Origin of the sequence: Streptomyces sp. NPDC049585, from assembly GCF_040675615.1 — a bacterium.
GTDB lineage: Bacteria > Actinomycetota > Actinomycetes > Streptomycetales > Streptomycetaceae > Streptomyces > Streptomyces luteosporeus.
On sequence record NZ_JBFAPE010000009.1, the window covers coordinates 14,840 to 40,985 of the forward strand.

Annotated in this window: 16 protein-coding genes and 1 pseudogene; 11 read left to right on the forward strand and 6 right to left on the reverse strand. The window is 72.7% G+C overall.

Annotated elements, in window-relative coordinates:
- The first annotated feature begins 140 nt into the window (after window positions 1–140).
- The 3 genes and pseudogenes from AB0K17_RS12880 to AB0K17_RS12890 all read left to right on the forward strand — a co-directional run bounded on the left by AB0K17_RS12880 (window position 141) and on the right by AB0K17_RS12890 (window position 4,969).
- Window positions 141–1,271, forward strand: a complete 1,131-nt coding sequence (locus tag AB0K17_RS12880; RefSeq protein ID WP_365982982.1) for an LLM class flavin-dependent oxidoreductase — start codon at window positions 141–143, stop codon at window positions 1,269–1,271.
- A 136-nt stretch (window positions 1,272–1,407) separates the two neighbouring features.
- A pseudogene (locus AB0K17_RS12885) lies at window positions 1,408–3,156 on the forward strand (D-aminoacylase); the annotation flags it as partial.
- Window positions 3,157–3,358: 202 nt separating this feature from the next.
- Window positions 3,359–4,969 carry an APC family permease gene (locus AB0K17_RS12890; protein WP_365982983.1) on the forward strand — a complete coding sequence of 537 codons (1,611 nt, stop codon included), beginning with the start codon at window positions 3,359–3,361 and terminating at the stop codon, window positions 4,967–4,969.
- Here the strand turns inward: AB0K17_RS12890 and AB0K17_RS12895 are convergent.
- Complete coding sequence (locus tag AB0K17_RS12895; protein WP_365982984.1) at window positions 4,869–6,893, reverse strand: serine/threonine-protein kinase; 2,025 nt, start codon at window positions 6,891–6,893, stop codon at window positions 4,869–4,871. The two genes, AB0K17_RS12890 and AB0K17_RS12895, sit on opposite strands and share 101 nt — an antisense overlap.
- Before the next feature lie 87 nt (window positions 6,894–6,980).
- Here AB0K17_RS12895 and AB0K17_RS12900 point away from each other — a divergent pair, with 87 nt between their 5' ends.
- A complete protein-coding gene (locus AB0K17_RS12900) occupies window positions 6,981–7,976 on the forward strand; it encodes an asparaginase (RefSeq protein WP_365982985.1) in 996 nt (331 codons plus the stop codon).
- Window position 7,977: 1 nt separating this feature from the next.
- Here the strand turns inward: AB0K17_RS12900 and AB0K17_RS12905 are convergent, their stop codons facing one another.
- Window positions 7,978–9,456 (reverse strand): CehA/McbA family metallohydrolase, encoded by a 1,479-nt coding sequence (locus tag AB0K17_RS12905; protein WP_365982986.1) that lies wholly within the window; start codon window positions 9,454–9,456, stop codon window positions 7,978–7,980.
- Window positions 9,457–9,628: 172 nt separating this feature from the next.
- Between AB0K17_RS12905 and AB0K17_RS12910 the strand changes: the two genes are divergently transcribed.
- The 3 genes from AB0K17_RS12910 to AB0K17_RS12920 all read left to right on the forward strand — a co-directional run bounded on the left by AB0K17_RS12910 (window position 9,629) and on the right by AB0K17_RS12920 (window position 14,544).
- Window positions 9,629–10,486: a TIGR03619 family F420-dependent LLM class oxidoreductase gene (locus tag AB0K17_RS12910; RefSeq protein WP_365982987.1), complete on the forward strand. Its 858-nt coding sequence runs from the start codon at window positions 9,629–9,631 to the stop codon at window positions 10,484–10,486.
- A 146-nt stretch (window positions 10,487–10,632) separates the two neighbouring features.
- On the forward strand, window positions 10,633–13,242 hold the full coding sequence (locus AB0K17_RS12915) for a bifunctional FO biosynthesis protein CofGH (RefSeq protein ID WP_365982988.1): 2,610 nt from the start codon (window positions 10,633–10,635) through the stop codon (window positions 13,240–13,242).
- 129 nt (window positions 13,243–13,371) lie between these two features.
- Window positions 13,372–14,544, forward strand: a complete 1,173-nt coding sequence (locus AB0K17_RS12920) for a hypothetical protein (protein WP_365982989.1) — start codon at window positions 13,372–13,374, stop codon at window positions 14,542–14,544.
- A 157-nt stretch (window positions 14,545–14,701) separates the two neighbouring features.
- Here the strand turns inward: AB0K17_RS12920 and AB0K17_RS12925 are convergent, their stop codons facing one another.
- From AB0K17_RS12925 to AB0K17_RS12935, 3 genes are all read right to left on the reverse strand, one after another.
- Complete coding sequence (locus AB0K17_RS12925; RefSeq protein WP_365965625.1) at window positions 14,702–14,908, reverse strand: DUF397 domain-containing protein; 207 nt, start codon at window positions 14,906–14,908, stop codon at window positions 14,702–14,704.
- Window positions 14,909–15,139: 231 nt separating this feature from the next.
- Window positions 15,140–16,024, reverse strand: a complete 885-nt coding sequence (locus AB0K17_RS12930) for a helix-turn-helix transcriptional regulator (protein ID WP_365983064.1) — start codon at window positions 16,022–16,024, stop codon at window positions 15,140–15,142.
- A 303-nt stretch (window positions 16,025–16,327) separates the two neighbouring features.
- Window positions 16,328–17,125 (reverse strand): GPP34 family phosphoprotein, encoded by a 798-nt coding sequence (locus AB0K17_RS12935; RefSeq protein ID WP_365965624.1) that lies wholly within the window; start codon window positions 17,123–17,125, stop codon window positions 16,328–16,330.
- Window positions 17,126–17,511: 386 nt separating this feature from the next.
- Here AB0K17_RS12935 and AB0K17_RS12940 point away from each other — a divergent pair, with 386 nt between their 5' ends.
- The 4 genes from AB0K17_RS12940 to AB0K17_RS12955 all read left to right on the forward strand — a co-directional run bounded on the left by AB0K17_RS12940 (window position 17,512) and on the right by AB0K17_RS12955 (window position 24,273).
- Complete coding sequence (locus tag AB0K17_RS12940) at window positions 17,512–19,992, forward strand: D-alanyl-D-alanine carboxypeptidase (protein WP_365982990.1); 2,481 nt, start codon at window positions 17,512–17,514, stop codon at window positions 19,990–19,992.
- 142 nt (window positions 19,993–20,134) lie between these two features.
- Window positions 20,135–22,066 (forward strand): DMT family transporter, encoded by a 1,932-nt coding sequence (locus AB0K17_RS12945; RefSeq protein ID WP_365982991.1) that lies wholly within the window; start codon window positions 20,135–20,137, stop codon window positions 22,064–22,066.
- A 259-nt stretch (window positions 22,067–22,325) separates the two neighbouring features.
- A complete protein-coding gene (locus tag AB0K17_RS12950; RefSeq protein ID WP_365965621.1) occupies window positions 22,326–22,883 on the forward strand; it encodes a hypothetical protein in 558 nt (185 codons plus the stop codon).
- 769 nt (window positions 22,884–23,652) lie between these two features.
- Entirely contained in the window at window positions 23,653–24,273 is a 621-nt protein-coding gene (locus AB0K17_RS12955; RefSeq protein WP_365983065.1) for a class F sortase, read from the forward strand.
- Here AB0K17_RS12955 and recQ read toward each other — a convergent pair.
- Window positions 24,258–26,129 (reverse strand): DNA helicase RecQ, encoded by a 1,872-nt coding sequence (recQ, locus tag AB0K17_RS12960; protein WP_365982992.1) that lies wholly within the window; start codon window positions 26,127–26,129, stop codon window positions 24,258–24,260. The two genes, AB0K17_RS12955 and recQ, sit on opposite strands and share 16 nt — an antisense overlap.
- Window positions 26,130–26,146 lie beyond the last annotated feature (17 nt).

Below are 26,146 nucleotides of genomic sequence, written 5' to 3' on the forward strand. Positions count from 1 at the left end.
AGTCGGGGCGCATCTGACGGAGTGTCAGTCACATCAGGTGCCACGAGTACGTCAATCACTTCGAGGGCGTCAGTTACTTCGAGGGCCTCGGTTACTTCGAGCACGTCGGCAGAGAAACCGGAAGACAGGCGGTGACCTCCGTGGAATTCGGGATCTTCGTGCAGGGCTACGTACCCGCGAGCCGCTCGCGCACCGACCCGCAGGCCGAGCACCACGCGCTGATGGAAGAGACCGAATACGTCATCCAGGCGGACAGGTCGGGCTTCAAGTACGCCTGGGCGTCCGAGCACCATTTCCTCGACGAGTACTCCCACCTCTCCGCCAACGACGTCTTCCTCGGCTACCTCGCCCACGCCACCGAGCGCATCCACCTCGGATCCGGCATATTCAACCCCCTGCCGCAGGTCAACCACCCCGCCAAGGTCGCCGAGAAGGCCGCCATGCTCGACCACCTCTCCGGCGGCCGCTTCGAGTTCGGCACCGGCCGCGGCGCGGGCAGCCACGAGATCCTCGGCTTCCTGCCGGGCGTCACCGACATGGACGTCACCAAGGAGATCTGGGAGGAGACCGTCGCGGAGTTCCCACGGATGTGGCGCGAGGGGGAGTACGAGGGCTTCACGGGCCGGCACTGGTCCCTGCCGCCCCGCAAGGTGCTGCCCAAGCCGTACGGGCCCGCCCACCCGGCCATGTGGTACGCCGCCGGCTCCCCCTCCTCGTACGCCATGGCCGCCCGCAAGGGCCTGGGCGTGCTCGGCTTCAGCGTGCAGAAGGTCGCCGACATGGAGTGGGTCGTCGACTCCTACAAGAGCGCCGTCGCCGAGGCCCGCCCGGTCGGTGACTTCGTCAACGACAACGTCATGGTCACCACCACCGCCATCTGCGCCGAGACGCACGCGAAGGCCGTCGAGATCGCCGTCGGCGGCGGGCTGAACTACCTGCAGTCGCTGCTCTTCCGCTACCACGACACCTTCCCCCGGCCCGAGGGCATCCCCCGCTGGCCCGAGCTGCTGCCCGAGTACAGCGCCGAGATCATCGAACTCCTCATCGCCGAGGAACTGATGATCTGCGGTGACCCCGACGAGGTCTTCCGCCAGTGCAAGCGCTGGGAGCAGGCCGGTGCCGATCAGCTCGCCTTCGGGCTGCCCATCGGCATCCCGTACGAGGACACGATGACCACGATCCGGCTCATCGGCGAGCACGTGATTCCCAAGATCGACACCGACCCGGTGCACCGCACCACCCGCTACCGCCAAGCCGCCGCCGGCGCCTGACACCCGGCGCCGCACACGCCGCGGTGCCGCACACGCCGCGGTGCCGCACACGCCGGGGCGGCGCCTCCCGGGCCGCCGCCCCGGTCCCCACCGGAAGTGCCCTTCACCGCTCGACGCCGAGTGAGAGGACCCGACCGTGCTGGACCACCTCATCCGCCGTGCCACCGTCGTCGACGGCACCGGAACCGGCGCCTACACCGCGGACGTCGGCCTGAAGGACGGGCGGATAGCCCTGGTCCGGCGCGGCCCGGCCGCAGTGATGGCCGGCGGACGGGTGGGCGAACGCGCGCGCACCGAGGAGGACGCGGACGGGCTCGTCCTCGCACCCGGCTTCGTCGACCCGCACACCCACTACGACGCGCAGCTCTTCTGGGACCCCTGCGCGACCCCCTCCATGAGCCACGGCGTCACCACCGTCGTCGGCGGCAACTGCGGATTCACCCTCGCACCGCTGCACCCCGGCCGTCCCACCGACGCCGACTACACGCGGCGGATGATGAGCAAGGTCGAAGGCATGTCCCTGGCCGCCCTGGAGGAAGGCGCGCCGTGGAACTGGTCCTCCTTCGCCGACTACCTCGACGCCCTCGAGGGCCGCATCGCCGTCAACGCGGGCTTCATGGTGGGCCACTGCGCCCTGCGCCGGTACGCCATGGGACCCGACGCCGTCGGTGGCACCCCCGACGACAACCAGCTGAACCGGATGCTCAGCCTCCTGCACGAGGCGATGGACGCCGGAGCCTGGGGGCTGTCCACCACGCGCTCGCCCACCCACTCCGACGGCGACGGCCGCCCCGTCCCCTCCCGGCACGCCGACCCCGGTGAACTGCTCGCCCTCGCCCGCGCCGTCGGCGCACACGAGGGCACCCAGCTGGAGGCCATCGTCGCCGGATGCCTCGACCGCTTCAGCGAGGAGGAGAGCCGGCTGCTGGTGGCGCTGACGGCCGCCGCCGGCCGCCCCCTGAACTGGAACGTGCTCACCATCGACTCCGCCGAACCCGGACGCGTGCCCCACCAGCTCGCCACCGCCGCCCGGGCCCGCGCCGCAGGCGGCCGCATCGTCGCCCTGACCATGCCCGTCCTCGCCCCCATGAACATGTCGCTGGGCAGCTACTGCGCCCTCAACCTGCTGCCCGGCTGGGGCGACATCCTCGCCCTGCCGGTGCCCGAACGCATCGACCGGCTCCGCGACCCCGTCGTCCGCGCCGCCATGCTGCGCGGCGCCGCGAGTCCGCAGGCCGGCTCCTTCCGCCGGCTCACCGACTTCGGCCGCTACGTCATCGGCGACACCTACACCAAGGAGAACGACGGGCTCACCGGCCGCACGGTCGCCGACATCGCCGCCGAACGCGGCAGCGACCCGTTCGCCACCCTCGTCGAGATCTGCGCCGCCGACGACCTGCGCACCGTCCTGTGGCCGATGCCCACCGACAACGACCCCGCCAGCTGGGAACTGCGCCGCGAGGCATGGGAGCACGAGGACGTCCTCCTCGGCGGCTCGGATGCCGGTGCCCACCTGGACCGCATGTGCGGCGCCCCCTACCCCACCCGCTTCCTCGGCGACTGCCTGCGCGGACGCAAACTCGTGCCGCTGGAACGGGCGGTACGGATGCTGAGCGAGGAGCCGGCGCGGCTGTTCGGGCTGCGCGAGCGCGGCCGCATCGCCGAAGGCTGGTGGGCCGACCTGGTGCTCTTCGACCCCGAGCGCATCGACGCCGCCCCGGCGGCGCTCGTACGGGACCTGCCCGGTGACGGGGCGCGCCTGGACTCCCGGGCCGTGGGCGTGGTGAGCGTGCGCGTGAACGGCATCGAGACGGTACGCCACGACGTGGTCACCGGCGCGGTGCCGGGCCGGCTGCTGCGCTCGGGCCGGGACACGGAGACGGTGGGGACGGGGGGAACGGCGGGAACGGGGGGAGCGGCGGGGACGGGGGGAGCGGCGGGGACGGGAAAATTTTGAACCGGGGCAAAAGGGATGCCGCTGCGATTCCCGTACCGCCCGGGCGGGCCGCTGACCTCCGGCGTTACCGGCCGTAAGGCGGGAATCGGCCCACCTGGTTGCGGAAACAGCAGCACTTAACGTCCTCGCCATGGTTCAGGTGGCTCCGCGGCCGAGGGCCGCAGACGCAGGACACGTGCGCGCCAAAGGGCTCGGCGGCAATTCCGTCGGTCTGCTGGGCAGCGCCGTCATCGGGATCTCCACCGTCGCGCCCGTCTACTGCCTGACCTCCACCCTCGGCCCCACCGCCGGGCAGGTCGGGGTGCGGATGCCCGCCGTCTTCCTCGCAGGCTTCCTGCCGATGCTGCTCGTCGCCTTCGCCTACCGGGAGCTCAACCGCTCCCTGCCCGACTGCGGCACCTCCTTCACCTGGACCGTACGGGCCTTCGGGCCGCGGACCGGCTGGCTGTGCGGCTGGGGCCTGGTCATCGCCACCATCATCGTGCTGTCCAACCTCGCCGGCGTGGCGACCTCCTTCCTCTACCTGCTCCTCGGCGAACTCACCGGCAGCGACGCCGTCGCCGCCCTCGACGACGACCGCCCGGTGCACGTCGCCACCTGCCTCGCCCTCATCGCCGCCGCCACCGCCGTCAGCTACCGCGGCATGACCGCCACCAAGGGCGTGCAGTACGCCCTCGTCGCCCTGCAACTCGCCGTCCTGGCCCTCTTCGTCGTCATGGCCGTCTCCAAGGCCCGCACCGGCACCCTGCCGGGTGCGACCGGCTTCTCCTGGACCTGGCTGAACCCCTTCGGCGTCGAGTCCTTCGGCGCCTTCACGGCCGGCCTGTCCCTGTCGATCTTCATGTACTGGGGCTGGGACGCCTGCCTGACCGTGAACGAGGAGACCGAGGGCAGCGCCGCCACCCCCGGCCGGGCCGCGCTGCTCGCCATGGCCACCCTCGTCGGCTCCTACCTGCTGACCGCCGTCGCCACGCAGATGTTCGCCGGCGTGGGCGAACAGGGCACCGGCCTCGGCAACCCCGACACCGCCGGCAACGTCTTCGCCTCCCTCGCCGGCCCCGTCATGGGCAGCACCGCGGGCAGCCTGCTCTTCGTCGCCGTCCTGGCCTCGGCCGCGGCGAGCCTGCAGACCACCTTCCTGCCGGTGGCCCGCACCGTCCTGGCGATGAGCACCTACCGCGCCCTGCCGCCGTCCTTCGCCCGCGTCCACCCGCGCTTCAAGTCCCCCGGCCGCGCCACGATCGCGGCCGGCGCGGCGACCGGCGTCTTCTACGCCGTCATGAGCTGGCTCAGCCGCAACGTACTGATCGACACGGTCTACGCCCTCGGCCTCATGATCTGCTTCTACTACGCGCTCACCGCGTTCGCGTGCGCGTGGTACTTCCGCGCCGAGCTGAGGAATTCGGTGCGGGATGCGTGTTTCAAGGGCGTCTTCCCCCTCATAGGCGGCACACTGCTCGCCGCCGTCTTCTGCAAGACCCTCCACGACATGTGGGACCCCACCTACGGCAGCGGCAGTTCGGTGCTCGGCGTGGGCTCCGTCTTCGTCATCGGCGTCGGTCTGTTGCTGCTGGGCGTGGTGCTGATGCTGGTGATGCAGCGCCGCAGCCCGGAGTTCTTCCGCGGGGAGGTCATCGCGGTCAGCCGGAGCTGTCCAGTAACCACCGGGCCAGCGCAGCCAGCCGACCGCGGCGCGGGCGAGGAGGGGCAGGGGCCGGGAGCTCGCTCAACGCCTTCTTGACCTTTTGGGTGAAGAACGCGTCGGGGCCGAGGTCCTGGGTGCCGACGGCCACGAGGGAGGTCAGCAGGGCGTGGGCCTGGCGGTAGTCGCCCTTTGCAGCAAGAAATGTGGCGTGCCCTTGCTTGATCACGAGGCTGAGGGGCGCATCATGACCAAAGATGTCCGAGGAGTCGGCAGCGACTCTCTCCAACTGCTGCATACCACCGCTGTGGTCAACGGTGACTGTGGTGGCGGTTGCCTCCAGCGCGCGTGCCATCAGTGTGAGGGGAGCATCGTGTCCCATCACGCGCTGGAAGTCCGGGACCAGAAGCCGAATCCGGTTGAAGCATTCGGAGAGATCGCCCTCTGTCAAGCAGACAGCATCTGTCAGCCGACACGCAAGCGTGGTCGGTGCATCGGGGCCCAGCGCGTCACCGCAGTCGCGAGTCATTGCAGCAGTCAGAGCAATGGCACGTTCCGTTTCCCCGGCGGCGAACGTCGACAGGGCGTGCAGTGCCCGCGAGCGGAAAGTCAGGGGATGGGCGTCGCCGAGGACCCGTGCGCAATGGCTCATCAAACCAGCCGAGAGATCGCGGGCCTCCGCATCGTCGTCCCGGGCCGAGAGGGCATGGGCGTGGACCAGCCTCGCCTCCAAGGTCTCCACGGCATCCGGTCCGAGTACGGACGTGCAGTCGGCGATGAGCGGTGGGCACAGGGCCAGCGCTTCGTGCGCCCGTAACGACTCCTCGGTCCAGCGGGCGTGCTCAACACGTGCCCCCAACGTCAGCCGGTGTTCGTTCCCCAGCGCCGCGCGGCATCGGCGGACGAGCCGCTCGGCTGCGATGCGCGCCTGATCGAGGTACCCCGCCTCGCCCGTGAAGTACGCCAGGCGCAGCCGCGCAGTGAGCGTGCAGGGGTGATCCGGTCCCAGCGCACGGGTGCAGTCGGACACGACTCCCCGCAGGAGTATGCGTGCGCGGCCCGCGCGGCCCGCGTTCCCCACGGTCTCGGCCTCCTGCAGCCGTTGCCGCAGGACGCCTTCCGGGGAGTCGGCCGTGACGAGCAGGGCCGTCCAGCCCGGCTCCCTGATCGTCTTTTCCAGCGCAGCCAGCCGCTCCCGCACCATGGCGGCGTTGTGCGGCCGCTGCGCGGGGTCCTTCGCCAGGAGGTCCAGGACCAGCCGGTCCGCCTCCGGCGGGAGGCCGGGCCGGCAGGCGCCGGGGGCCGGGGGCGGCTGGTGGACGTGGGCGTGGAGCAGGGCGGCGGGATCGGCGCCCGGTGCGCTGAAGGGCGGGCGGCCGGTCAGGAGCTCGTGCAGGACGCACCCCAGCGAGTACAGGTCCGAGCGCGCGTCGACCGGGCCCAGTGTGATGCGTTCGGGCGCCATGTAGCCGACGGATCCCAGGATTTGGCCGGGCAGCGTGAGGTCCAGCTGCAGCTGACTGCTCTTGGCGATGCCGAAGTCGAGCACTTTCAGCCTGTCCGTGCTTTCGTCGACCATGACGTTGGGGGGCTTGATGTCCCGGTGGATCACTCCCGCCCCGTGCGCGGCGTGCAGCGCCTCGCAGATCTGGGACGCCCAGGCGAGGGACCTGGTCACGGACGGCGGCCCCTGGGCGAGGATGCGCGACAGCGACCGTCCCGGCAGGAGTTCCATCACGAGGAAGTCCTGGTGGTGGCCGTTGTACCGGGTCCTGCCGAAGTCGTACACCGTGACGATGTGGGCGTGCGAAAGGCCGCCGGCCATCACGGCCTCCTGCCAGAACCGGGCCGCGGCCCGGCTCGAGTCGGTGCCGCCCTCGTCCGGTCCCAGCACCTTGATCGCCACATGGCGCAGCATGCGTTCGTCGAAGGCCTTCCAGACCTCGCCGAAGCCGCCGCGGCCGAGGGCGCCGACGAGCCGGTAGCGCCCGTCCAGCACGTCCCCCGCTTCCATCGCCCCCATGGCTGGAAAGTACCGGTGACCCCCGGGTAGAGGAACAGGGCGACCAGGGCCGCGCGACTCCCATACTGGTGGCCGAGAAGCGAACCGATGGCTGAGGGGGACATGGTGAGCGTCGCACTGTTGGCACTCGGAGGCACGATCTCGGTGCCGGAGCGCGCGCGGGGAGCACGGCTGAGCGGTGCCGAGATCACCGCGGCCGTTCCCGGGCTGGCGGGGACGGGCGTGGTGCTGGACGTACGGGACGTGCACGCCGTGCCCAGCGGGAGTCTGACGTTCGCGCAGGTCCTCGACGCCGTCGCCCTCGCCTCGCGTGCCGTGGCCGAGGGCGCGCAGGGGGTTGTTCTCACGCAGGGAACCGACACCCTGGAGGAGACGGCCTTCCTGGCCGACCTGGTGTGGCCGCACGAGGCGCCGCTCGTGCTGACCGGTGCGATGCGGCAGCCGGCCATGGCGGGGGCGGACGGGCCCGCCAACGTGCTCGCCGCCGTGCGTGTCGCCGCGTCGCGCGAGGCGCGCGGCGCGGGGGCGCTGGTGGTCCTCAACGACGAGGTGCATGCGGCGCGGTGGGTGCGCAAGACGCACAGCACGAACACCGCGACCTTCGCCTCGCCGGACGCCGGGCCGCTCGGGCACGTCGTCGAGGGGCGGGTGCGCATGCTCCTGGACGCGCCCCGGCACGAGCCGCTGCCGGCCGGGTTCGACCGTACGCGGCTCGAAGCGGCCCGCGTCGCCCTGCACGTAGTGACCCTGGACGACGACGGCGCACAGCTGGAGGGGCTGGAGAGGGCGTATCAGGGCCTGGTCGTCGCCGGATTCGGTGTCGGCCACGTGCCGGGCGCTCTGGCGCCCCGGCTGGGCGAGCTGGCCGGGCGGATGCCGGTCGTGCTGACCTCGCGCACCGGGAGCGGTTCGGTGCTGCGGCACACGTACGCCGCGCCCGGCTCGGAGACGGACCTGCGGCAGCGGGGGCTGATCGACGGCGGGTTCCTCGACCCGTACAAGGCGCGGGTGCTGCTGCGGCTGCTGCTGGCGGTCGGCGCGGGGCGGGAGGAGATCGTGGAGGCGTTCGCCCGGCGGGGCTGAGTCAGCCCAGCCACACCGGGTTCGTCAGGGCCGCCATTGCGCCTGCCGGGCCGCCGTGGCGGACCTCGGCCCGTACGTACGCCGCGCGGGCGGGGGAGGTGCGCCACTGCACCCGGCCGTTCGCCGGCAGCGGGGTCGTGTGCAGCGGTCCCTGGTCCGTGACGAGGACGGCCGTGCCGTCCGGGACACCCGACACCTGCAGCAGGAAGGCCACCTCCGCCGCCGGGTCCGCGCGCAGGCGCTCGCCGATGCCGGCGTGGGCGCCGCGGGTGCCGGTGGCGGAGAAGGACAGCTGGACCGCCGAGGACTCCGCGATCCAGCTGCGCCCCGCCCGCAGGGCGGACAGCAGGGCGGGGCGGGAGAGGTCGTCGGCCAGGACGACGGTCTGCGGCAGTCCCACCACCTGGGGTTCGCGGTGGGCGTCGCTGTTGCCCATGGCGGGCAGCCAGGTGCGGCCCTGCCGGGCGGAGGCGACGAGCAGGGCGTCCCAGGCGGCGACGGCCATCTCGTCGTCCGGGGTCCAGGGGCCGTTCCACACCTCCATCACGTCGGCGTCGGCATAGCCGTACTTCCAGTTGCAGCCGACGCACGCGCCGAACGGATGGGCGGGAACGACGATGCCGCCTGTTTGTCGGATCCTGCGGGCGAAACGCGGGAAAGCGCCGTCTTTCGCGCGGTAGCGCCAGTCGATGAACACCCCGGGGTCGGTGCCGAGCGCGAGCACGTGGCCGTTGCGGGTGGTGACCTCCTCGCCGGTCAGGACGAGCAGGTCGTCGCCCCACAGGCCCTGCCAGGCACCGTGCGAGGAGGTGGTGTTGTGCTCGGTCGTGGTGATCCAGTCCAGGCCGGCAGCCCGGGCCGCCGCCGCGATCTCGGCGGGGGTGCGCCTGCCGTCCGAGTGGACGCTGTGCAGGTGGTTGTCGCCCCGGTACCAGGCCCGGCCCCGCCCGCGCGCCCGCTGCGGGGGGTGCACCGGCGCCGGCGTGGTGCCCGCGGGCCCGTACGTCAGGGTCACCGTCACCTCGTACGCCAGGCCCTGCGGGGCCACCGTGTACGGGCCGAGGACGACGTGCCAGGTGCCGGGCCGCACGGGCCCGGCGAGGTAGCCGGGGGTGGCGCGCTCGGCGCTGATGGCGAACTCCGTACGGGCCCCGCCGGACCAGCCTCGGAAGCCGGCGCCGCCCAGGTCGGTGCCGCGCTCGTCGAAGATGCCGATGTCGCAGGCGTTGCCCTGGGTGCCGGGCGGGACGGCGGGTCTGTCGTAGGTGTAGGAGACGGCGATCTCGCGGACGCCGGACGGCACTTCCACCGGCAGGTGGACGTAGTCGGGCGCGCCGGCCGGCAGGTGGCCGGTGACCTTGCGGGTCCGCGTCCGTCCGGCCCGTTCCGGTTCGCCGGCGAAGCTCACACCGTCGAGTGTCAGCACGCCCGCCGCTGCGGCGACGGCAGCCGTCATTGCAAGTACGTCGCGTCGGTGCATCGAAAAGCCCCCTCGCGTATGCCGTGGCCACACTGTTGTACGCCCGGGTGGCCGCCGGAGGAACGCGCGCCGTCGGATTGTCTGTCAGTTGTGTGTCGGCTGTTCGTCCTGGGGCCATTCGCAGCCGCAAGGGCCTACCGTGGGTCACATCCCTGGACGGAGGTGCCCCCGCATGCGGATCGCCACCACGATCTTCCTCACCGACGAGACGATCACGCCGGTCCGGCTGGCCCGTGAACTGGAGCAGCGCGGGTTCGCCGGGCTCTACCTGCCCCAGCACACGCACATCCCGGTCAGCCGTACGACCCCGGCGCCGGCCGGGGACCCGCTGCCGCGCGAGTACGGCCGGGCGCTGGACCCCCTCGTCGCGCTCGCGCAGGCCGCGGCGGTCACCCACCGGATCGAGCTGGGCACCGGCGTGGCCCTCGTCGCCCAGCAGGACCCCATCGTCCTCGCCAAGCAGGCGGCCACCCTCGACCACCTCAGCGGCGGCCGCTTCACCCTCGGCGTCGGCTACGGCTGGAACGTGGAGGAGGCCGCCGACCACGGCATCGAGTGGCGGACGCGGCGCGAGCTGGTGCGCGACCGGATGGCCCTGATGCGCGCCCTGTGGGCGGGGGAACCGACGGCGTACGAGGGGGAGTTCGATTCGGTTCAGGCCAGCTGGGCGCACCCCAAGCCGGTGCGCCCGCCGCGCGAGCGCAAGGACGCCGCACCGCTGACGGGCCCGCGCACCCTCATCGGCGGCTCGGCCGGGCCGAAGCTCTTCGCGCACGTCGTCGAGTTCGCGGACGGCTGGCTGCCGCTGGGCGGCAGCGGCCTGCGGGAGACGCTGCCGCAGCTGCGCCGCCTGTGGCAGGAGGCCGGCCGTCCGGGGGAGCCGGAGGTCGTTCCGTACGCCGTGCACCCCTCGGCCGGGAAGCTCGCGCACTACGCGGAGCTGGGGATCGAGGAGGTCGTGGTGGGGCTGCCGGCGGCGTCCGAGGCGGAGGTGCTGCGCGCCTTGGACGCGCACGCGGAGTTCCTGTAGACGGCGCAGGGGCGGCGCATCCGGAGTCGTACCGGAGCCGTTCCGGAGTCATACCGGAGGTAGCCTCCGTATAACGTGAGAAGAGGCACATGGAACCGTCTCTTCCAGTACCTGGCAGGGTCGTCATCCGCTCGTATGCTCGGACAATGACTTCGAGCGCACAGCGAACCGGGCAGCAGGCCACCCCGAACGCACCGACCGCCAACGCCATGCGGCGTGCGCTCAAACGGGCCCGGGACGGCGTCGCACTCGACGTGGCGGAGGCGGCCGTGCTGCTGCAGGCACGCGGGGCGGACCTGGAGGACCTGTGCGCCTCCGCCGCGCGCGTCCGCGACGCCGGGCTTCAGGCCGCGGGCCGCCCCGGCGTCATCACCTACTCCAAGTCCGTCTTCATCCCCCTCACCCGCCTCTGCCGCGACAAGTGCCACTACTGCACCTTCGCCACCGTGCCCGGCAAGCTCCGCCGCGCAGGCGAGGGGATGTTCATGTCCCCCGACGAAGTCCTGGCCGTCGCCCGGCGCGGCGCCGAACTCGGCTGCAAGGAAGCCCTGATCACCCTCGGCGACAAGCCCGAGGACCGCTGGCCGGAAGCCCGCGAGTGGCTCGACGCCCACGGCTACGACGACACCATCGCCTACGTCCGCGCCGTCTCCATCCGCATCCTGGAGGAGACCGGACTGCTGCCGCACCTCAACCCGGGCGTCATGACCTGGACGGACTTCCAGCGCCTCAAGCCCGTCTCCCCCTCCATGGGCCTGATGCTGGAGACGTCCGCCGAACGGCTGTGGAGCGAGCCGGGCATGCCGCACCACGGCTCGCCCGACAAGGAGCCCGCGGTCCGGCTGCGCCACCTGGAGGACGCCGGCCGCAGCTCCGTGCCGCTGACCAGCGGACTGCTGATCGGCATCGGCGAGACGCCCGAGGAGCGCGCCGAGTCGCTGTTCGCGCTGCGCCGCGTCGCCCGCGCCTACCACGGCATCCAGGAACTGATCATCCAGAACTTCCGGGCCAAGGCCGACACCGCCATGCGCCGCATGCCCGACGCGACCCTCGACGACCTCGTCGCCACCGTCGCTGTCGCCCGGCACATCATGGGCCCCTCGGGCTGCCTGCAGGCCCCGCCCAACCTGGTCGACGACGAGTACGCGCGCCTGATCGGCGCCGGCATCGACGACTGGGGCGGCGTCTCCCCGATCACCCCGGACCACGTCAACCCCGAGCGGCCCTGGCCGCAGATCGAGGAGCTCGCCGCGCGCTCGGCCGCCGCCGGCTTCCGCCTCAAGGAACGCCTCGCGGTCTACCCCGAGTTCGTCCAGCGGGGCGAGCCCTGGCTGGACCCCCGCATCCTGCCGCACGTGCGCGCCCTGGCCGACCCCGAGACCGGGCTGGCCGACGAGAACGCCGTGGTCAAGGGCATCCCCTGGCAGGAGCCCGAGGAGGTCTTCACCGCCACCGGCCGTACCGACCTGCACCGCTCCATCGATACCGAGGGCCGCACGTCCGACCGCCGCGACGACTTCGACGACGTCTACGGCGACTGGGAGGCGCTGCGCGAGGCCGCCGCGCCCGGCATGGTGCCCGAACGCATCGACGCCGACGTGCGCGAGGCGCTGCGGCAGGCCGCGGACGACCCCACCCGTTTGACCGACCCCCAGGCCCTGGCCCTGCTGCACGCCGACGGCCCCGCGCTCGACGCCCTGTGCCGCGTCGCCGACGACCTGCGCCGCTCGGTGGTCGGCGACGACGTCACGTACATCGTCACGCGGAACATCAACTTCACCAACGTCTGCTACACCGGCTGCCGTTTCTGCGCCTTCGCCCAGCGGCGCACCGACGCCGACGCCTTCACCCTCTCGCTGGAGCAGGTCGCCGACCGGGCGCAGCAGGCGTGGGACGTGGGCGCCGTCGAGGTGTGCATGCAGGGCGGCATCCACCCCGACCTGCCGGGCACGGCCTACTTCGACATCGCGCGGGCGGTCAAGGAGCGGGTGCCCGGCCTGCACGTGCACGCCTTCTCCCCGATGGAGGTCGTCAACGGTGCGACGCGTACGGGCCTGTCGATCCGGGAGTGGCTCGCGGCCGCCAAGGAGGCCGGGCTCGACTCCATCCCGGGAACGGCCGCCGAGATCCTCGACGACGAGGTGCGCTGGGTGCTCACCAAGGGCAAGCTGCCCACGGCCACCTGGGTCGAGGTCATCAAGACGGCGCACGAGCTGGGCATCCGCTCGTCCTCGACGATGATGTACGGGCACGTCGACCAGCCCCGGCACTGGCTGGGGCATCTGCGGCTGCTGGCGGACATTCAGCGCGAGACGGGCGGTTTCACCGAGTTCGTCACGCTGCCCTTCATCCACACCAACGCCCCCGTCTACCTCGCCGGCATCGCCCGCCCCGGCCCGACCCTGCGCGACAACCGCGCGGTGACCGCCATGGCGCGGCTCCTGCTCCACCCGCACATCCCCAACATCCAGACGAGCTGGGTCAAACTCGGCACCGAGGGCGCCGCCGAGATGCTCCGCTCCGGCGCCAACGACCTCGGCGGCACGCTGATGGAGGAGACCATCTCCCGCATGGCCGGCTCCTCCTACGGCTCCTACCGCTCGATCCACGACCTGGTCGCCATAGCCGAGACCGCGGGGCGCCCGGCCCGGCCGCGCACCACGCTGTACGGCGAGGTGCCCGCCGAGCGGCAGCGGGCCGCCCTCGACTCCGACGGGCACCTGCCGGAACTGCTGCCCGTACTGGACAACGGCTGACGCGGCGACGGGAGAAGGCGGGGGAAGGCGGGAGAGGGCCGGGGGAAGAGGCGGCGTTCGCGCAAGTGTTGCTGTTTTGTCGCCTGCTGCCGATCGGCGGGCGGCACCGGCCCGCGTAGGGTGTCCCGCATGTCTTGGCCCCAGAACCCGCAGCAGCCGCAGCAACCGGAGCAGCCGCAGAGCCCGCCGTCACCGCCCCAGGGCGGCTTCGGCCCGCCGCCCGCGTGGGGCCCCGACGGCGCAGCTCACGCCCAGCCCACCGTCGTCTCCCAGCCGGCGGTGCCGGCCCCGCCCGGCCCGCCCGGCGCGGTGCCCCCGCCGCCGGGGGCCGTACCGCCGCCGGGCGCCGTACCGCCTCCGCCCGGTGCCGTACCGCCGCCCGGTGGGGTGCCGGCGTACCCCGCGCCCGGTGCGTACGGGGCTCCCGGGCCGGGCGGGCCCGGTGTGCCCCCGGCGCCGTACGGTGCAACCGCGCCCGCACCCGGTGCCCCCGCGCCGTCCGGGAAGAAGAAGACGCTGCTGGCCGTGGTGGGCGGCGTCGTGGCGCTCGCCGTCATCGGCGGCGCGGCCGTGTTCCTGCTGAAGGACGACGGCGACGACAAGCAGGACCAGAGCAAGGGCAACACCCCTGCCTCCCAGGCCCCGGCCGCCCCCGGACAGCCCGAGGGCAACGCCTCCCCGAGCCCGTCCGGGGCGCAGCCCATGGTGCCCGGCTGGCAGACGCAGGGCCGGGAGGAGCACTTCTTCCAGTACGACGTGCCGGCCGCGGCCGACAAGTGGAAGGTCTTCCCGACCGACACCGCCGTCTCCTACACCGAGAACGGCAAGCCCGTCGTCGTGATGACCGGCACCGCCAACTACAAGGAGGGCGGCTGCTCCTCGCAGCCCAACCCCGACTCCATCGGCGAGGCCGGCAAGGGCCAGCTCGCCACCGTCGGCACCACCGGCGGCGGCAAGGACGGCGACCTGAAGGAGAACGCCCGCAACTGGGCGGGCAACTGGGGCTTCATGGCCTACGGCGGCAAGGACCACAAGCCGAAGATCGAGGTCACCGACCAGGCCTGGAACCGCAACGGCATCCAGGGCTGGACGGCGACCGCCAAGGTCACCGTCACCAACCGCCCGAGCGCCTGCGTGCCGCCGACCGCGATCGTGAAGAGCATCGCCCAGAAGATGCCCGACGGCACCTTCCACGGCTGGGTCCTCTACGCCGACCAGGGCGTGCCCGACGCGCTCACCGAGGCGCAGATCGACAAGATCATGAGCACGGTGCGCCCGCTGAAGACGGCCCCGGGCGCCTGACCCGTACGCCCCCAAGGGGTGCGCACCGGCATGACGGAGCCCTCTCGTCCGGGACGACGGACCGGGACGAGAGGGCGCCGAGGGTGCGGAAATATCGATACGGCAGTGCTGCGCACGGTGCCGGGCCGGGGGATCCGCGGTCCCCGAGGGGCGGGTCTCAGCGGGAACGACGTACGTCGTCGCCGACGACCGTCACGAACGCCGTCCAGGACGCCGGGGAGAAGGCCAGCGCGGGGCCCTGAGGGTCCTTCGAGTCACGGACCGCGATGGACCGCGGAAGCGGGGAGGCCACCTCCACGCAGTCGCCGTGCGCGAGGGAGTAGGAGGACTTCCGCCACGTGGTCTTGCCCTGCCGAATGGCCATGATTGCTCCGATGCATTGAGTGCTGCCGAGGACGATCCGGGATACGGCCGAGAACTGTCTGGTCAGATCAGAACACCGGCGTCCCCAGGTGCCGTCGACGTTACGCGCCAACATCACCGGCTGTCGGGGGCGTTCACTCGACCGGATGGCATATTCCAATCACCCCTTCCTCGCAGGTGGTAAGAGGTGTACCGTTCCGCCTCGCGCTGCGCCGGAGCCGACAAGGGCCCCTCAGGAATCCAGCTCCTGCTCCTGCTCCGCCCGGGCCCAGTCCTCCGCCACCCGCAGCATGAAACGGCGCGAGTCCTCGGCGTTGAGGGCCTGCATGCGCAAATGCTCGTACATGACGCTGTAGGCCTGGACGTCGTTCGGCTTCTCCAGGTACAGGTCGCTGGTGATGCCTTCGAGATAGACCGTGCTGGCGTCCTGCGGGTCGTGGAACTCCAGGATGGAGAACTTCCCGTACATCCCCGGATGCGCCCCCACCGAGTACGGCAGCACCTGCACGGTGATGTGCGGCCGCAGGCTGAACTCCACCAAGTGCTCCATCTGTTCGCGCATGATGGCGCTGCTGCCGACGATCCTGCGCAACGCGGACTCGTCGATGACGGCCCACAGCCGCAGCGGGTTCTCCGGATCGGTGATGCGTTCCTGCCGCCTCATCCGCACCTGTACGCGCCGCTCCACCTCCGCGGCCGTGGCCTCCGGCCACGAACCCTCGGTGACCGCGCTCGCGTAACTCGGCGTCTGCAACAGACCCGGCACGAGCGAGCCCTCGTACACGCGCAACGACGCCGCGTCCGTCTCCAGACCGATGTACACGCTGTAAGGGATGTCGCCGAAGGCGTGCCACCAGCCCTGCTGGCGCGACTCCTTCGCCATCTGCATCAGCGAATCGACGATGCGATGGTCCTCGACGCCGTACACCCCGCACAGGTCACGGACGTCGCGCTGGCTGATGCTGCGGCGACCGTTCTCCAAGCGGCTGATCTTCGACTGCGAGACCAGGAGCCGCTCGGCCACCTCCTCGGCCGTCATGCCCTTGAGCTCACGGAGCTTGCGCAGCTCCTGCCCCAATCGGCGCCGCCTTACGGTGGGGTTGACACTGGACGCCACGGGACGCACCTCCGGCTCCGTCATGCTGCTGTCTCCTGCTCGCAGCCTGCCACCACATGCCCTGGCGGCGCTGGAAAATGCTTATTCCAAGTGCGCGCGATGCGGTCGGCGTGCGCGTGCATGTGACGTAGACGGTTCGGTGCCTGTTCCGGGCACGCCGAGGCGCGCGGTGCGTCGGGCCGCACCGCCGGTTCCTGCGCGGTGCGGCCCGACGTCCCGCGCGCTGCGGTGGGTCGGTGTGCCGGTCGGGTCGATGTGCCGGGGGTGTTGCCGATCAGGCCGGTCCGGGGCTGCCGAACCGTTTCACGAGGCCGCTGCGCGGGCCATGTACCCGGTGCGGTGCGCGGCCTGCTGCCCGGCGGCGACCGCCGCCGCGGGCGGAACGGACTGCCGTACGGACGCCCGCCGGCCGGTGCCCCGGCCGCCGCCCGCACCCCCCGCGCCGGCCGCCGCGGCCGGGGCGCGGCGCGGCTGCGCGCCGGCACCGTTCTGCACGTCCATCACGGCGTGCGCCACCAGACCGCCCATGGGGTCGTGCCGGATCAGGTCCCGCAGCCGGGACCGGGACGAACGCCCCTCGTTGCCGGGGTAGAGATGCTTGCCCAGGCCCACCGCGTGGGCCAGCGCGGCGAGCGCCGCGGTCCGCGGGTCCGGCGGCACGCCGGTGCGGATGGCACTGTCCAACCGGGCCCTGATCTCCCGGCTGATGGTCGTGTCCGTCGCCTGGTAGCGCGTGGTCGGCAGCACCCCGCACATCTGGCCCGCGACGGCATGCACCATGCCGCACCGCTCCAGATGCGTGAGGTACGTCTGACGCAGCCCCAGCCGGGGCCCGCCGATCCAGCTGACCGCCCGCACCGGGCTGCCGCGGCGGCGCAACAGCTCGAGCGCGGTGTCCAGGGTCGGATCACCTGTCGGCCGTGGGTGCACCACGGCGATACGATCCCCGTCAGGGGCTATCCGTCCGGCCAGGGCCAGCTCCACGAGCTGTGCCCCGGCAAGGCCGAGGTCGAGCGACTGCGGCTGCGCCGTGGTCCCCGTCGCCGGGTCCAGGGCGAGCAGCAGAAGCTCCTCCGGAATTGTTCTGCGGCTCCTGCCCATCCATGCCTCCCCGCGTGGATGAGTGACAGGGTGACCCCTCTCACATTGGTCTGTCGAGACCGCGTGGTGACTTCGTGTGGGAACCGGTAGGTATGTCGTCTCGTCTTGCACGTGGGTGAAGGCAGCCGAAGGCGGGCAGCGCCCTCCCGGCCCCCGGCCGTGCCCTGGCGCGACGGCGGCAGAGGACACTGGTAGACGTTGAGATGATCCGGGCAGCGGGACGGTACGCCGTCCCGCGTCGGTGTACGGCGCGTGAATTCGAGGAGGCATCGGTGGCGGGCGAGTCCCCCGGCATGTCGGAGCAGCGGAAGTCGTCGGGGGAGACGACTGGCACCACTGGTACGACTGGCACGACCGGCAACGAACGCGACCCGAGACTCGGGCTCGTGAAGAAGCCCGACGCCGAGGCCGGCGCCACGGGCGACGGCCACAAGAACGGCGACAAGGGTGGCGACAAGGGCGGTGACGAGAGCGGTCGTAAGGACGGCTCGAAGGATGCCCCGAAGGATGCCCCGAAGGACGGCCACAAGGACGGCGACGCGCGCCTGAAGAAGGCCGTGGAGGCGTGGGTGGCCGGCTCGGACGACACCGCGGACGACGACGCGGTGTCCGGCGAGGCTGCGGGCGACGACGAGGCCGCTGCCGCTGTCGCTGGTGCCGGTGCCGAGGAGGACGTGCCCGCCGACCGTGCCACCGCCGTCTTCCGCACGGTGCGCCCGAAGGCGGACGAGGCGGTTGCGGACGGAAAGCCGGCTGTGCGCCCGGAGACGGATGGTTCGGCTGGTGCAGCCAAGGGCGCCGATGCCGATGCCGATGCCGATGCCGGCGCCAAGGACGCCAAGCCCGTTGCCGGGGAGCAGAAGGCTCCCGCCGACCGTGCCACCGCCGTCTTCCGCACCGTGCGCCCCGAGGCGGACGACAAGGCGGACGACAAGGCCGCCGCCGGCAAGGACGAGGTCCCCGTCGACCGGGCGACTGCCGTCTTCGGTGCCGTGCGCCCCAAGGCGGGCGAGGCCGAGGAGGCCAAGGGCGGATCCGACGCGGAGAAGGCGGCGAAGGCCGAGCAGAAGCCTTCCGCCGACCAGCCGACGGCCGTCTTCGGCGCCCTGCGCCCGAAGACCGGCGACGCCGACAAGGACAAGGACAAGGGCAAGGCCGAGGGCAAGGACGAGGCCGGGAAGGCTGAGCAGAAGCCTTCCGCCGACCAGCCCACCGCCGTCTTTCGTACCGTCAAGCCGAAGGCCGGCGCCATCGAGGAGCCGACCGAGCTCCTCAAGGCCCCCGAGCCGCAGGGCGAGGGCGGCGCCGCCAAGAGCCGCTTCGTCCCGCTGAAGAAGGACGACGAGGCCCCCGCCAAGCCCGCCGCCCCCAAGGTGGCCGAGCCGGCCGCCGCGCCCGCCCCCGCGAAGCCTGCCGCCCCCGCGAAGCCCGCCGCGCCCGCGAAGCCCGCCCCGGCCAAGCCGGCCGCCGGGCCGGAGCAGGCGCCCAAGGCGCCGATCCCGCCCGCCGCGGGCATGCCCCGCCCGGGCGCCGTGCCGGCGGCCGGCGAGCAGGCGGGGCCGCCCGCCGCGCCGCTGGACCTGCTGGCCCAGCTGACGAACACGCCGCCGCCCCCGCAGACCCCGCTGCGCACCGCCGTGCGCCGGGTGAAGATCTGGACGCCGCTCGTCCTGCTGCTCCTGATCGTCTTCTGCGTGGTGCAGGCGTTCCGTCCGCTGCCCGACCCGCGTCTGGCGCTGGGGGCGAAGAAGGCGTACACCTTCGAGGGCGGCAGTGCCTCCTTCGTCTGGCCGGACGAGGGCCAGTCCGCGGCCAAGGTCGTGGGCGCCGGCGACGTGGGCACGTACGGCCCGCAGAAGCCCGTGCCGACGGCGAGCGTCGCCAAGGTCATGACGGCGTACGTGGTCCTGAAGGGTCACCCCCTGCAGAAGGGGGACAAGACCAGCAACAAGATCACGATCGACGAGGCGGCGGAGAAGGAGTCCAACGCCGAGGGCGAGTCGACGGCCAAGGTCCGCGCGGGTCAGGAGTTCTCGGAGTACGACATGCTCCGCATGCTGCTCATCCCGTCGGGCAACAACATCGCCCGGCAGCTCGCCCGGTGGGACGCGGGCGGTTCCGAGGAGGCGTTCGTCAAGAAGATGAACGACGCCGCCAAGGACCTCGGCATGACGAACACCACCTACACCGACCCCAGCGGTCTGACGGCGACGACGAAGAGCACGGCCGTGGACCAGGTGAAGCTGGCCGAGGTGATGATCAAGAACCCGGTCGTCCGGGAGATCACCCAGCAGCCCAACGCCGACATCCCCGGCGGCCCGCACATCAACAACAACAACGACACGCTGCTGGTGAAGGGCACCGGAGTCCTCGGCATCAAGACGGGCTCCAGCACCGCGGCCGGCGGTGCCCTGATGTGGGCGGCGCGGCGGCAGCTCGACGGCAAGGAGTACCTGATCGTCGGCGCCACCATGGACCAGCACTTCAAGGGCCTGGACCCCAACGCCGAGAACAGCCTCACCAAGGTCAAGAACAAGAGCTACGAGCAGATCACGTCCATCCAGAAGGCCCTGGCCACCGCCACCGTCGTCAAGAAGGGCGACGTCGTCGGCAAGGTCGAGGACGGCCTCGGCGGCAGCACGCCCGTCGTCGCGACCAAGGACGTGGTGGCCGTCGGCTGGGCCGGCTTCCGGGCGAAGTTCGCGCTGACCGACGGCGGCCGGAAGATCCCGCACGCGGCGAAGGCCGGTACGGAGGTCGGCGAGCTCACGGTCGGCAGCGGCCCCGACGCGGTCAAGGTGCCGGTCGCGCTGAAGAGCGCCCTCGCCGAGCCGTCCTTCGGCTCGAAGCTGACCCGTCTGGGCTGACGCACTCCCCCCGCGGCGGCGTGCTCGCGCCGCCGCGGGGCTCCCGTGCCCGTGTTAGCGTCGCGGGGGTTTGTGCACGGCAGCCGGAGCATGCGTGAAGAATGGGGGAAATGGACCGCGGGGGAAGACGGGGAGTGGCGCAGTGACGACCGTGGAGCCCGCGCGGGCCCGACGGCCCGGGCAGGGACAGCCGGGCAGCCAGGACGACGGCGCCCGAGCCGCTTCCGAGACCTCCGAGGCCTCCGGGGCGTCCGGGAGCTCCGGAGCCGGCCCCGGGACCCCCGCCGCGCCGCGCAGGCGGCTGCGCAGGCCCTCCTGGGCCGTCGTCCCCCACCACCGCAAGGTCCGCCGCAGGCTGCTGACCGGCACCGTGCCGGTGACGCTCGCCGTCGCCGCCGCCCTGCACCTGCTGTGGGTGCTCGTCTTCGCCAACAGCGGCGGTGACCTGGCCGCACAGGACGCCTGGGCCGAGTTCGCGCTGCAGCACCCCTCCTCGGCGTACAACCTCGCCTGGTACGGCGGCATGCACCCCGTCTCGTACAGCGTCATCTCGCCGTACCTGATGGCGCAGATCGGCGTGCGCAGCACGATGATGCTCGCCGGCACGATCTCCGCGGGCCTGATCGCCCTCCTGCTCGTGCGCAGCCGCGCCGTGCGCCGGCCCCTGTGGCCGGCGATGTACGGGGCGTTCGCGCTGCTGTGCAACGCCATCTCCGGCCGGGTCACCTTCGGGCTCGGCACGATGTTCGCCCTGGCCGCCGTGGCGACGATCTTCGCGTGGCCGGCGCGCTGGCGCGCGACGGGCCGCCATCGCTGGCCGCGGGCGGTGCTGGCGGGCGTGATGGCCGGTCTGGCGACGGCCTCCAGCCCGGTGGCCGGCCTGTTCGTCGGCATCGTCGCGGCGGCGCTGTGGCTGGGCCGGCGGCGGCCGGCCGCGTACGCGCTGGGCGTGCCACCGGTGCTGGTGGTGGCGCTGTCGGCGTGGTTCTTCCCGTTCTCCGGGCAGCAGCCCATGGCGTTCGCCTCCGCGATCCTGCCGCTGCTGGCCGGCGTCTTCGGGATGGCCTTCACGCCCCGCTCCTGGCGCACGTTGCGGACCGTCTCGGCGCTGTACACGCTGGGCGTGCTGCTCGTATGGCTCATCCCCTCCCAGATCGGGACGAACATCTCCCGCCTGGGCATGATCTTCGGCGGCGTCGTACTCGTCGCCGTCCTCACCGACGTGCAGGCACCGCCGCGCGCCGAGCTGCTGAAGCGGGGGCGCGCCTGGCTCGCCACCGTCCTGGCCCTGACCACCATCACCACCTGGCAGCTGGTCAACTCCATCAGCGACATCATCCACACCACCCCGGCCGCCTCCTGGGCCCGCGAGCTGGCCCCTCTCGTGGACCGGCTGCAGCAGGTCGACGCGGCCGGCGGCCGCGTCGAGGTGGTCCCCGCGCGCAGCCACCGCGAGGCCTCCGCACTCGCCCCCTACGTCAACCTCGCCCGCGGCTGGAACCGCCAGGCCGACCTCAAGCGCAACCCCCTCTTCTACGAGGAGGGCATGCTCACCGCCGACAGCTACCGCACCTGGCTCAGCCGCTGGGCCGTGGCCTACGTCGTGCTGCCCACCGGCGAGCCCGACCACGCCGCCGTCGAGGAGGCCAAGCTCGTGCGCGGCGGGCTGCCGTACCTGCGCGAGGTCTGGTCGGACGCCAACTGGAAGCTCTACCAGGTCAAGGAGCCCACCCCGCTCGCCGATCCGCCCGCGGTCGTCGAGCGCTCCGACGCCGAAGGGATCACCGTCGGCGTGCGCACGGCCGGGCCCGTGCTCATCCGCGTCCCGTACTCCCCCTGGCTCGGCCTCGTCGACGCGGCCGGCAAGGACGTCCAGCCCCCCAAGGCCGGACCGAACGGCGAACCCCCGGTCAACGTCAACGGCTGCCTCACCAAGCAGGTGCAGGAGCCGAAGGCCGGCCAGCCCGAGGACGACTGGACCGTCCTGCGCGCCCCGCACCCCGGCACGTACCGCATCGTCGCCCGCTACAAGCTGCCGCGCGGCACTGGCTGCCCGGACGACCTGGCGCGATGACGCTGCGCGCGGGGACGGCTGCGCGCCGTCACCCGTTCGCAGTCCTGCGCCGCGGTCGGGCGCATCCGTCCGGTTGATCTTTTGGCACCCGGCATGACCTGCTGATTCGGCACGAGGCCGGCGCGTCGCACGGGCCCGTGCGGGGCGCCGGCCGGGGTGCGGAGCGACCGGGACGCGGCTTCGCTCGGGATGAGGAGCGCGGAGACCCGACTCCTGCTGCGGCACATCGGCGTGCCGCGTCCGCGCTCACGGAGGAAGCATGCGTACTGCACGAGTGCTCGCCGGGACCGCACTGACCATAGCCGCGCTGGGCCTGCCGGCCGCCCCCGCGCTCGCCGACCTGCACTTCGGCAAGCTCGAGGTCACCCCCGCGAGCGTCCGCCCGGGCGCCACCGTCACCGTCAACACCACCGCGTGCGGCCCCGACGGCAAGGGCACCGGCGACGCCAGCGCGGTCGGCGGCCCCGCGTCCTTCGCACTCAAACCGGGCACGCACAAGGAAACCGTCGTCGGCCAGTTCAAGGTGCCGGACACGGCGAAGCCGGGTACGTACGGCATCGGCGCCAAGTGCGCCAACGGCAAGGAAGCCACCGGCGACCTCATGGTCACCGGCAGTGGCGGCGGCAGCTCCGCCAAGCCCAGCCCCGCGCCCAGCATGTCGCCGATGCCCAAGGGCGGCATGAAGACCGGCGTCGGCGGCACCAGCGACGACTCGGGCACGGTCGAGATCGTGGCCGGCGCCTCCGTGCTGGGAGCGGCGCTCGCCACCGGCGTGTGGTTCGTGCGCCGTCGCGGCAGCAGCGGCGACCAGGCCTGACGGCCCGACGCGAGGACGGTCCACGGTGCCGGCCGGACCGCGCCTGGGCCCCCGGGCACGCCCCCACCGCCCGGGGGCCCCTTCACCGGGGCCGCACGCGGCGTACCTCCGCACGGAGTCCCTGCTGCCCCCGGGCCGCCCGGGCCCGGAGACCCGCCCCGCCGGCAGCCGGACTCCGGCACCCCCCGCCCGGCCGGGGGTCTGCTGGGCCTCCGCGGAGGAGCTGGCGGCGCTGCGCGCGGCTGCCGACGTGGTGCGTGCGCACCCGGCGGTGCTGCACCGGGCAGTGGCCGGCGGGGGTGCGGATGTGCAGGCCGAGGAGGCATCGGCCGGCGGGGCGAGGGGGCCGGGGAAGAACACGCGGCGTCGGCCGGACGGGCAGGCCCCGCGGCGTCCGGAGCCGGCGAAGCCGGTGTTCGCCTTGGGTGCGGGTGCGGCACCGGTCGAAGGGGAGGCGGGGGCCGGGGCGAGTACGGAGGCGTGCGCGACCGCATCGTGCCGGTCGGCCGGGCGGGCCCCCAGGCGCGCGGAGCCGGCGTTGGTGTTCGCCTCGGCGGAGGAACTGGCGGCGCTGCGCGCGGCTGCCGACGTGGTGCGTGCGCACCCGGCGGTGCTGCACCGGGCACCGGCCGACCGCGGTGTGTCCGCGCCGGACCGGTCGGCCCGGCGGGCCGCCGTGCATGCGGGGGAGGCGCATCGTGCGCCGGCAGCGGGGCGGAGCAGGGCGCGGCGGCGGGACGTTCTCGTCGGTGCCCTTGTCGTTCTTGCGCTGTGCGGGGGGAGCTGGCTCGTCGAGCAGGGGGTGCGGGGGGTGGAGCCGCCGCCGCAGCCGTCGCGGGAGCAGGCGTTCTCCACCGCGGGCATGCCGCTCATGGGGCCGCGGCCGGACGAGCGGGTCGTGCCGCCGTTGCCGGCGGCCGCGCCCACGCGGGTGCGGATACCGGCGGTGCAGGTCGACGCCCCTTTGGTGCCGCTCGGTCTGGAGGCGGACGGGACACTAGCCAGCCCGCCGGAGGACGACCGCAATCTCGCCGGCTGGTACGCGGGCGGCACCGCACCCGGCGCCGCGGGGACCGCCGTCGTGGCCGGGCACGTCGACACCGAAAGCGGGCCCGCCGTCTTCTACAGCCTCGGTGCCCTCAAGAAGGGCGACACCGTGGAGATCGCGCGCGAGGACGCCCGCACGGCCGTGTTCACGATCGACGCGATCGAGGTCTACGACAAGGCGGCCTTCCCCTCGGAGAGGGTCTACGGCACCACGAACCGCGCCGAACTGCGCCTGATCACCTGTGGCGGCGGCTTTTCGCAGGAGGCCAGCGCCTACCTCGGCAACGTGGTCGTCTACGCCCATCTCACGGGCGTGCTCCACCTGCCTCAGCTGCTGGGCTGACCGGCGAGCACCTCCAGGAGGGAGTCGCCGTACTTGGCCAGCTTGTTCTCGCCGACACCGCTGACGCCGGAGAGCTCCTCCAGCGAGCCGGGCACTGCCGTGGCGATCTCGCGCAGGGTGGCGTCGTGGAAGATGACGTACGCCGGGACGCCCTGCTCGCGCGCGGTCGCCGCGCGCCAGGCGCGCAGCGCCTCGAAGACGGGCACGGCCTGCTCGGGCAGTTCCACGACGGCGGCGGAACGCTTGCCTCCGCCTCCGCCCGTGCCGCTGCTCCTCGCGGAGCGACCCGGCTTCTCCGGCTCGCGCCGCATCGGCACCTGCCGTCGCTGCCCCAGGACGTCCCCGCTGGCCTCGGTCAGGACGAGCGTGCCGTACTCGCCCTCCACCGCCAGCAGCCCCTGCGCCAGCAACTGCCGTACCACCGCGCGCCATTCGGCGACGCTCAGCTCGGTGCCGATGCCGAAGACGGTCAGCGCGTCGTGGTCGTGCTGGATGACCTTCGCGGTCTTCTTGCCGAGCAGGATGTCGATGATCTGGCCCGCGCCGAACTTCTGCCGCCGCTCGCGCGCCAGCCGGAAGACCGCCGAGAGGAACTTCTGCGCGGCGATCGTGCCGTCCCACGTCACCGGCGGGGTCAGGCACGTGTCGCAGTTGCCGCAGGTGGTGGCCTCCGGCTCCTGCCCGAAGTACTCCAGCAGCCGCCCGCGCCGGCACTCCACCGTCTCGCACAGCGCGAGCATCGCGTCCAGGTGCGCGGCGAGGCGACGCCGGTGCGCGTCGTCGCCCTCCGAGCCGTCGATCATCTTGCGCTGCTGGACGACGTCCTGCAGCCCGTACGTCAGCCAGGCCGTCGACGGCAGCCCGTCACGGCCGGCGCGGCCGGTCTCCTGGTAGTAGCCCTCGACGGACTTGGGCAGGTCGAGGTGGGCGACGAAGCGTACGTCCGGCTTGTCGATGCCCATGCCGAACGCGATCGTCGCCACCATCACGATCCCGTCCTCGCGCAGGAACCGCGCCTGGTGCTCCGCGCGCGTGGCCGCGTCCAGACCCGCGTGGTAGGGCAGGGCGTCGATGCCGTGCTGGGCGAGGAAGGCGGCGGTGTCCTCGACGCCCTTGCGGGACATGCAGTACACGACGCCCGCATCCCCGGCGTGCTCCGCGCGCAGCAGCTCCAGCAGCTGCTTCTTGGGCTCGGTCTTGGGCACGATCCGGTACTGGATGTTGGGCCGGTCGAAGCTGGCGACGAAGTGCCGGGCGTCGTCCAGCTTCAGCCGCGTGGCGATCTCCCGGCGCGTGGCGTCGGTGGCGGTGGCGGTCAGGGCGATGCGCGGCACGTCCGGCCAGCGCTCGTGCAGCGCGGACAGCGCGAGGTAGTCGGGCCGGAAGTCGTGGCCCCACTGGGCGACGCAGTGGGCCTCGTCGATGGCGAAGAGGGAGATCTTTCCGCGGTCCAGCAGCCGCAGGGTGGCGTCGACGCGCAGCCGCTCGGGGGCGAGGTAGAGCAGGTCGAGCTCGCCGGCGAGGAACTCCGCCTCGACCATGCGCCGCTCGTCCGCGTCCTGCGTGGAGTTCAGGAAGCCGGCCCGCACGCCGAGGGCGCGCAGCGCGTCCACCTGGTCCTGCATGAGGGCGATCAGGGGGGAGACGACGATCCCGACGCCCGGGCGCACCAGCGCCGGGATCTGGTAGCACAGCGACTTGCCGCCGCCGGTCGGCATCAGGACGAGCGCGTCGCCGCCGGCGACGACGTGCTCGACGATCGCCTCCTGCTCGCCGCGGAACGCGTCGTAGCCGAAGACGCGCCGCAGGCAGCGCAGGGCGTCGCTGTCGCCGTGCTGGATGGGGTCGTCGGACATGGAGGGAAGTCTAGGGG

Excerpts from the sequence above, each read along its gene's own strand:
- AB0K17_RS12890 (WP_365982983.1), top strand. The coding sequence starts at position 3,359 with ATGGTTCAGGTGGCTCCGCGGCCGAGGGCCGCAGACGCAGGACACGTG.
- AB0K17_RS12895 (WP_365982984.1), bottom strand. The coding sequence starts at position 6,893 with ATGGGGGCGATGGAAGCGGGGGACGTGCTGGACGGGCGCTACCGGCTC.
- AB0K17_RS12900 (WP_365982985.1), top strand. The coding sequence starts at position 6,981 with ATGGCTGAGGGGGACATGGTGAGCGTCGCACTGTTGGCACTCGGAGGC.
- AB0K17_RS12905 (WP_365982986.1), bottom strand. The coding sequence starts at position 9,456 with ATGCACCGACGCGACGTACTTGCAATGACGGCTGCCGTCGCCGCAGCG.
- AB0K17_RS12910 (WP_365982987.1), top strand. The coding sequence starts at position 9,629 with ATGCGGATCGCCACCACGATCTTCCTCACCGACGAGACGATCACGCCG.
- AB0K17_RS12915 (WP_365982988.1), top strand. The coding sequence starts at position 10,633 with ATGACTTCGAGCGCACAGCGAACCGGGCAGCAGGCCACCCCGAACGCA.
- AB0K17_RS12920 (WP_365982989.1), top strand. The coding sequence starts at position 13,372 with ATGTCTTGGCCCCAGAACCCGCAGCAGCCGCAGCAACCGGAGCAGCCG.
- AB0K17_RS12925 (WP_365965625.1), bottom strand. The coding sequence starts at position 14,908 with ATGGCCATTCGGCAGGGCAAGACCACGTGGCGGAAGTCCTCCTACTCC.
- AB0K17_RS12935 (WP_365965624.1), bottom strand. The coding sequence starts at position 17,125 with ATGGGCAGGAGCCGCAGAACAATTCCGGAGGAGCTTCTGCTGCTCGCC.
- AB0K17_RS12950 (WP_365965621.1), top strand. The coding sequence starts at position 22,326 with ATGCGTACTGCACGAGTGCTCGCCGGGACCGCACTGACCATAGCCGCG.
- recQ (WP_365982992.1), bottom strand. The coding sequence starts at position 26,129 with ATGTCCGACGACCCCATCCAGCACGGCGACAGCGACGCCCTGCGCTGC.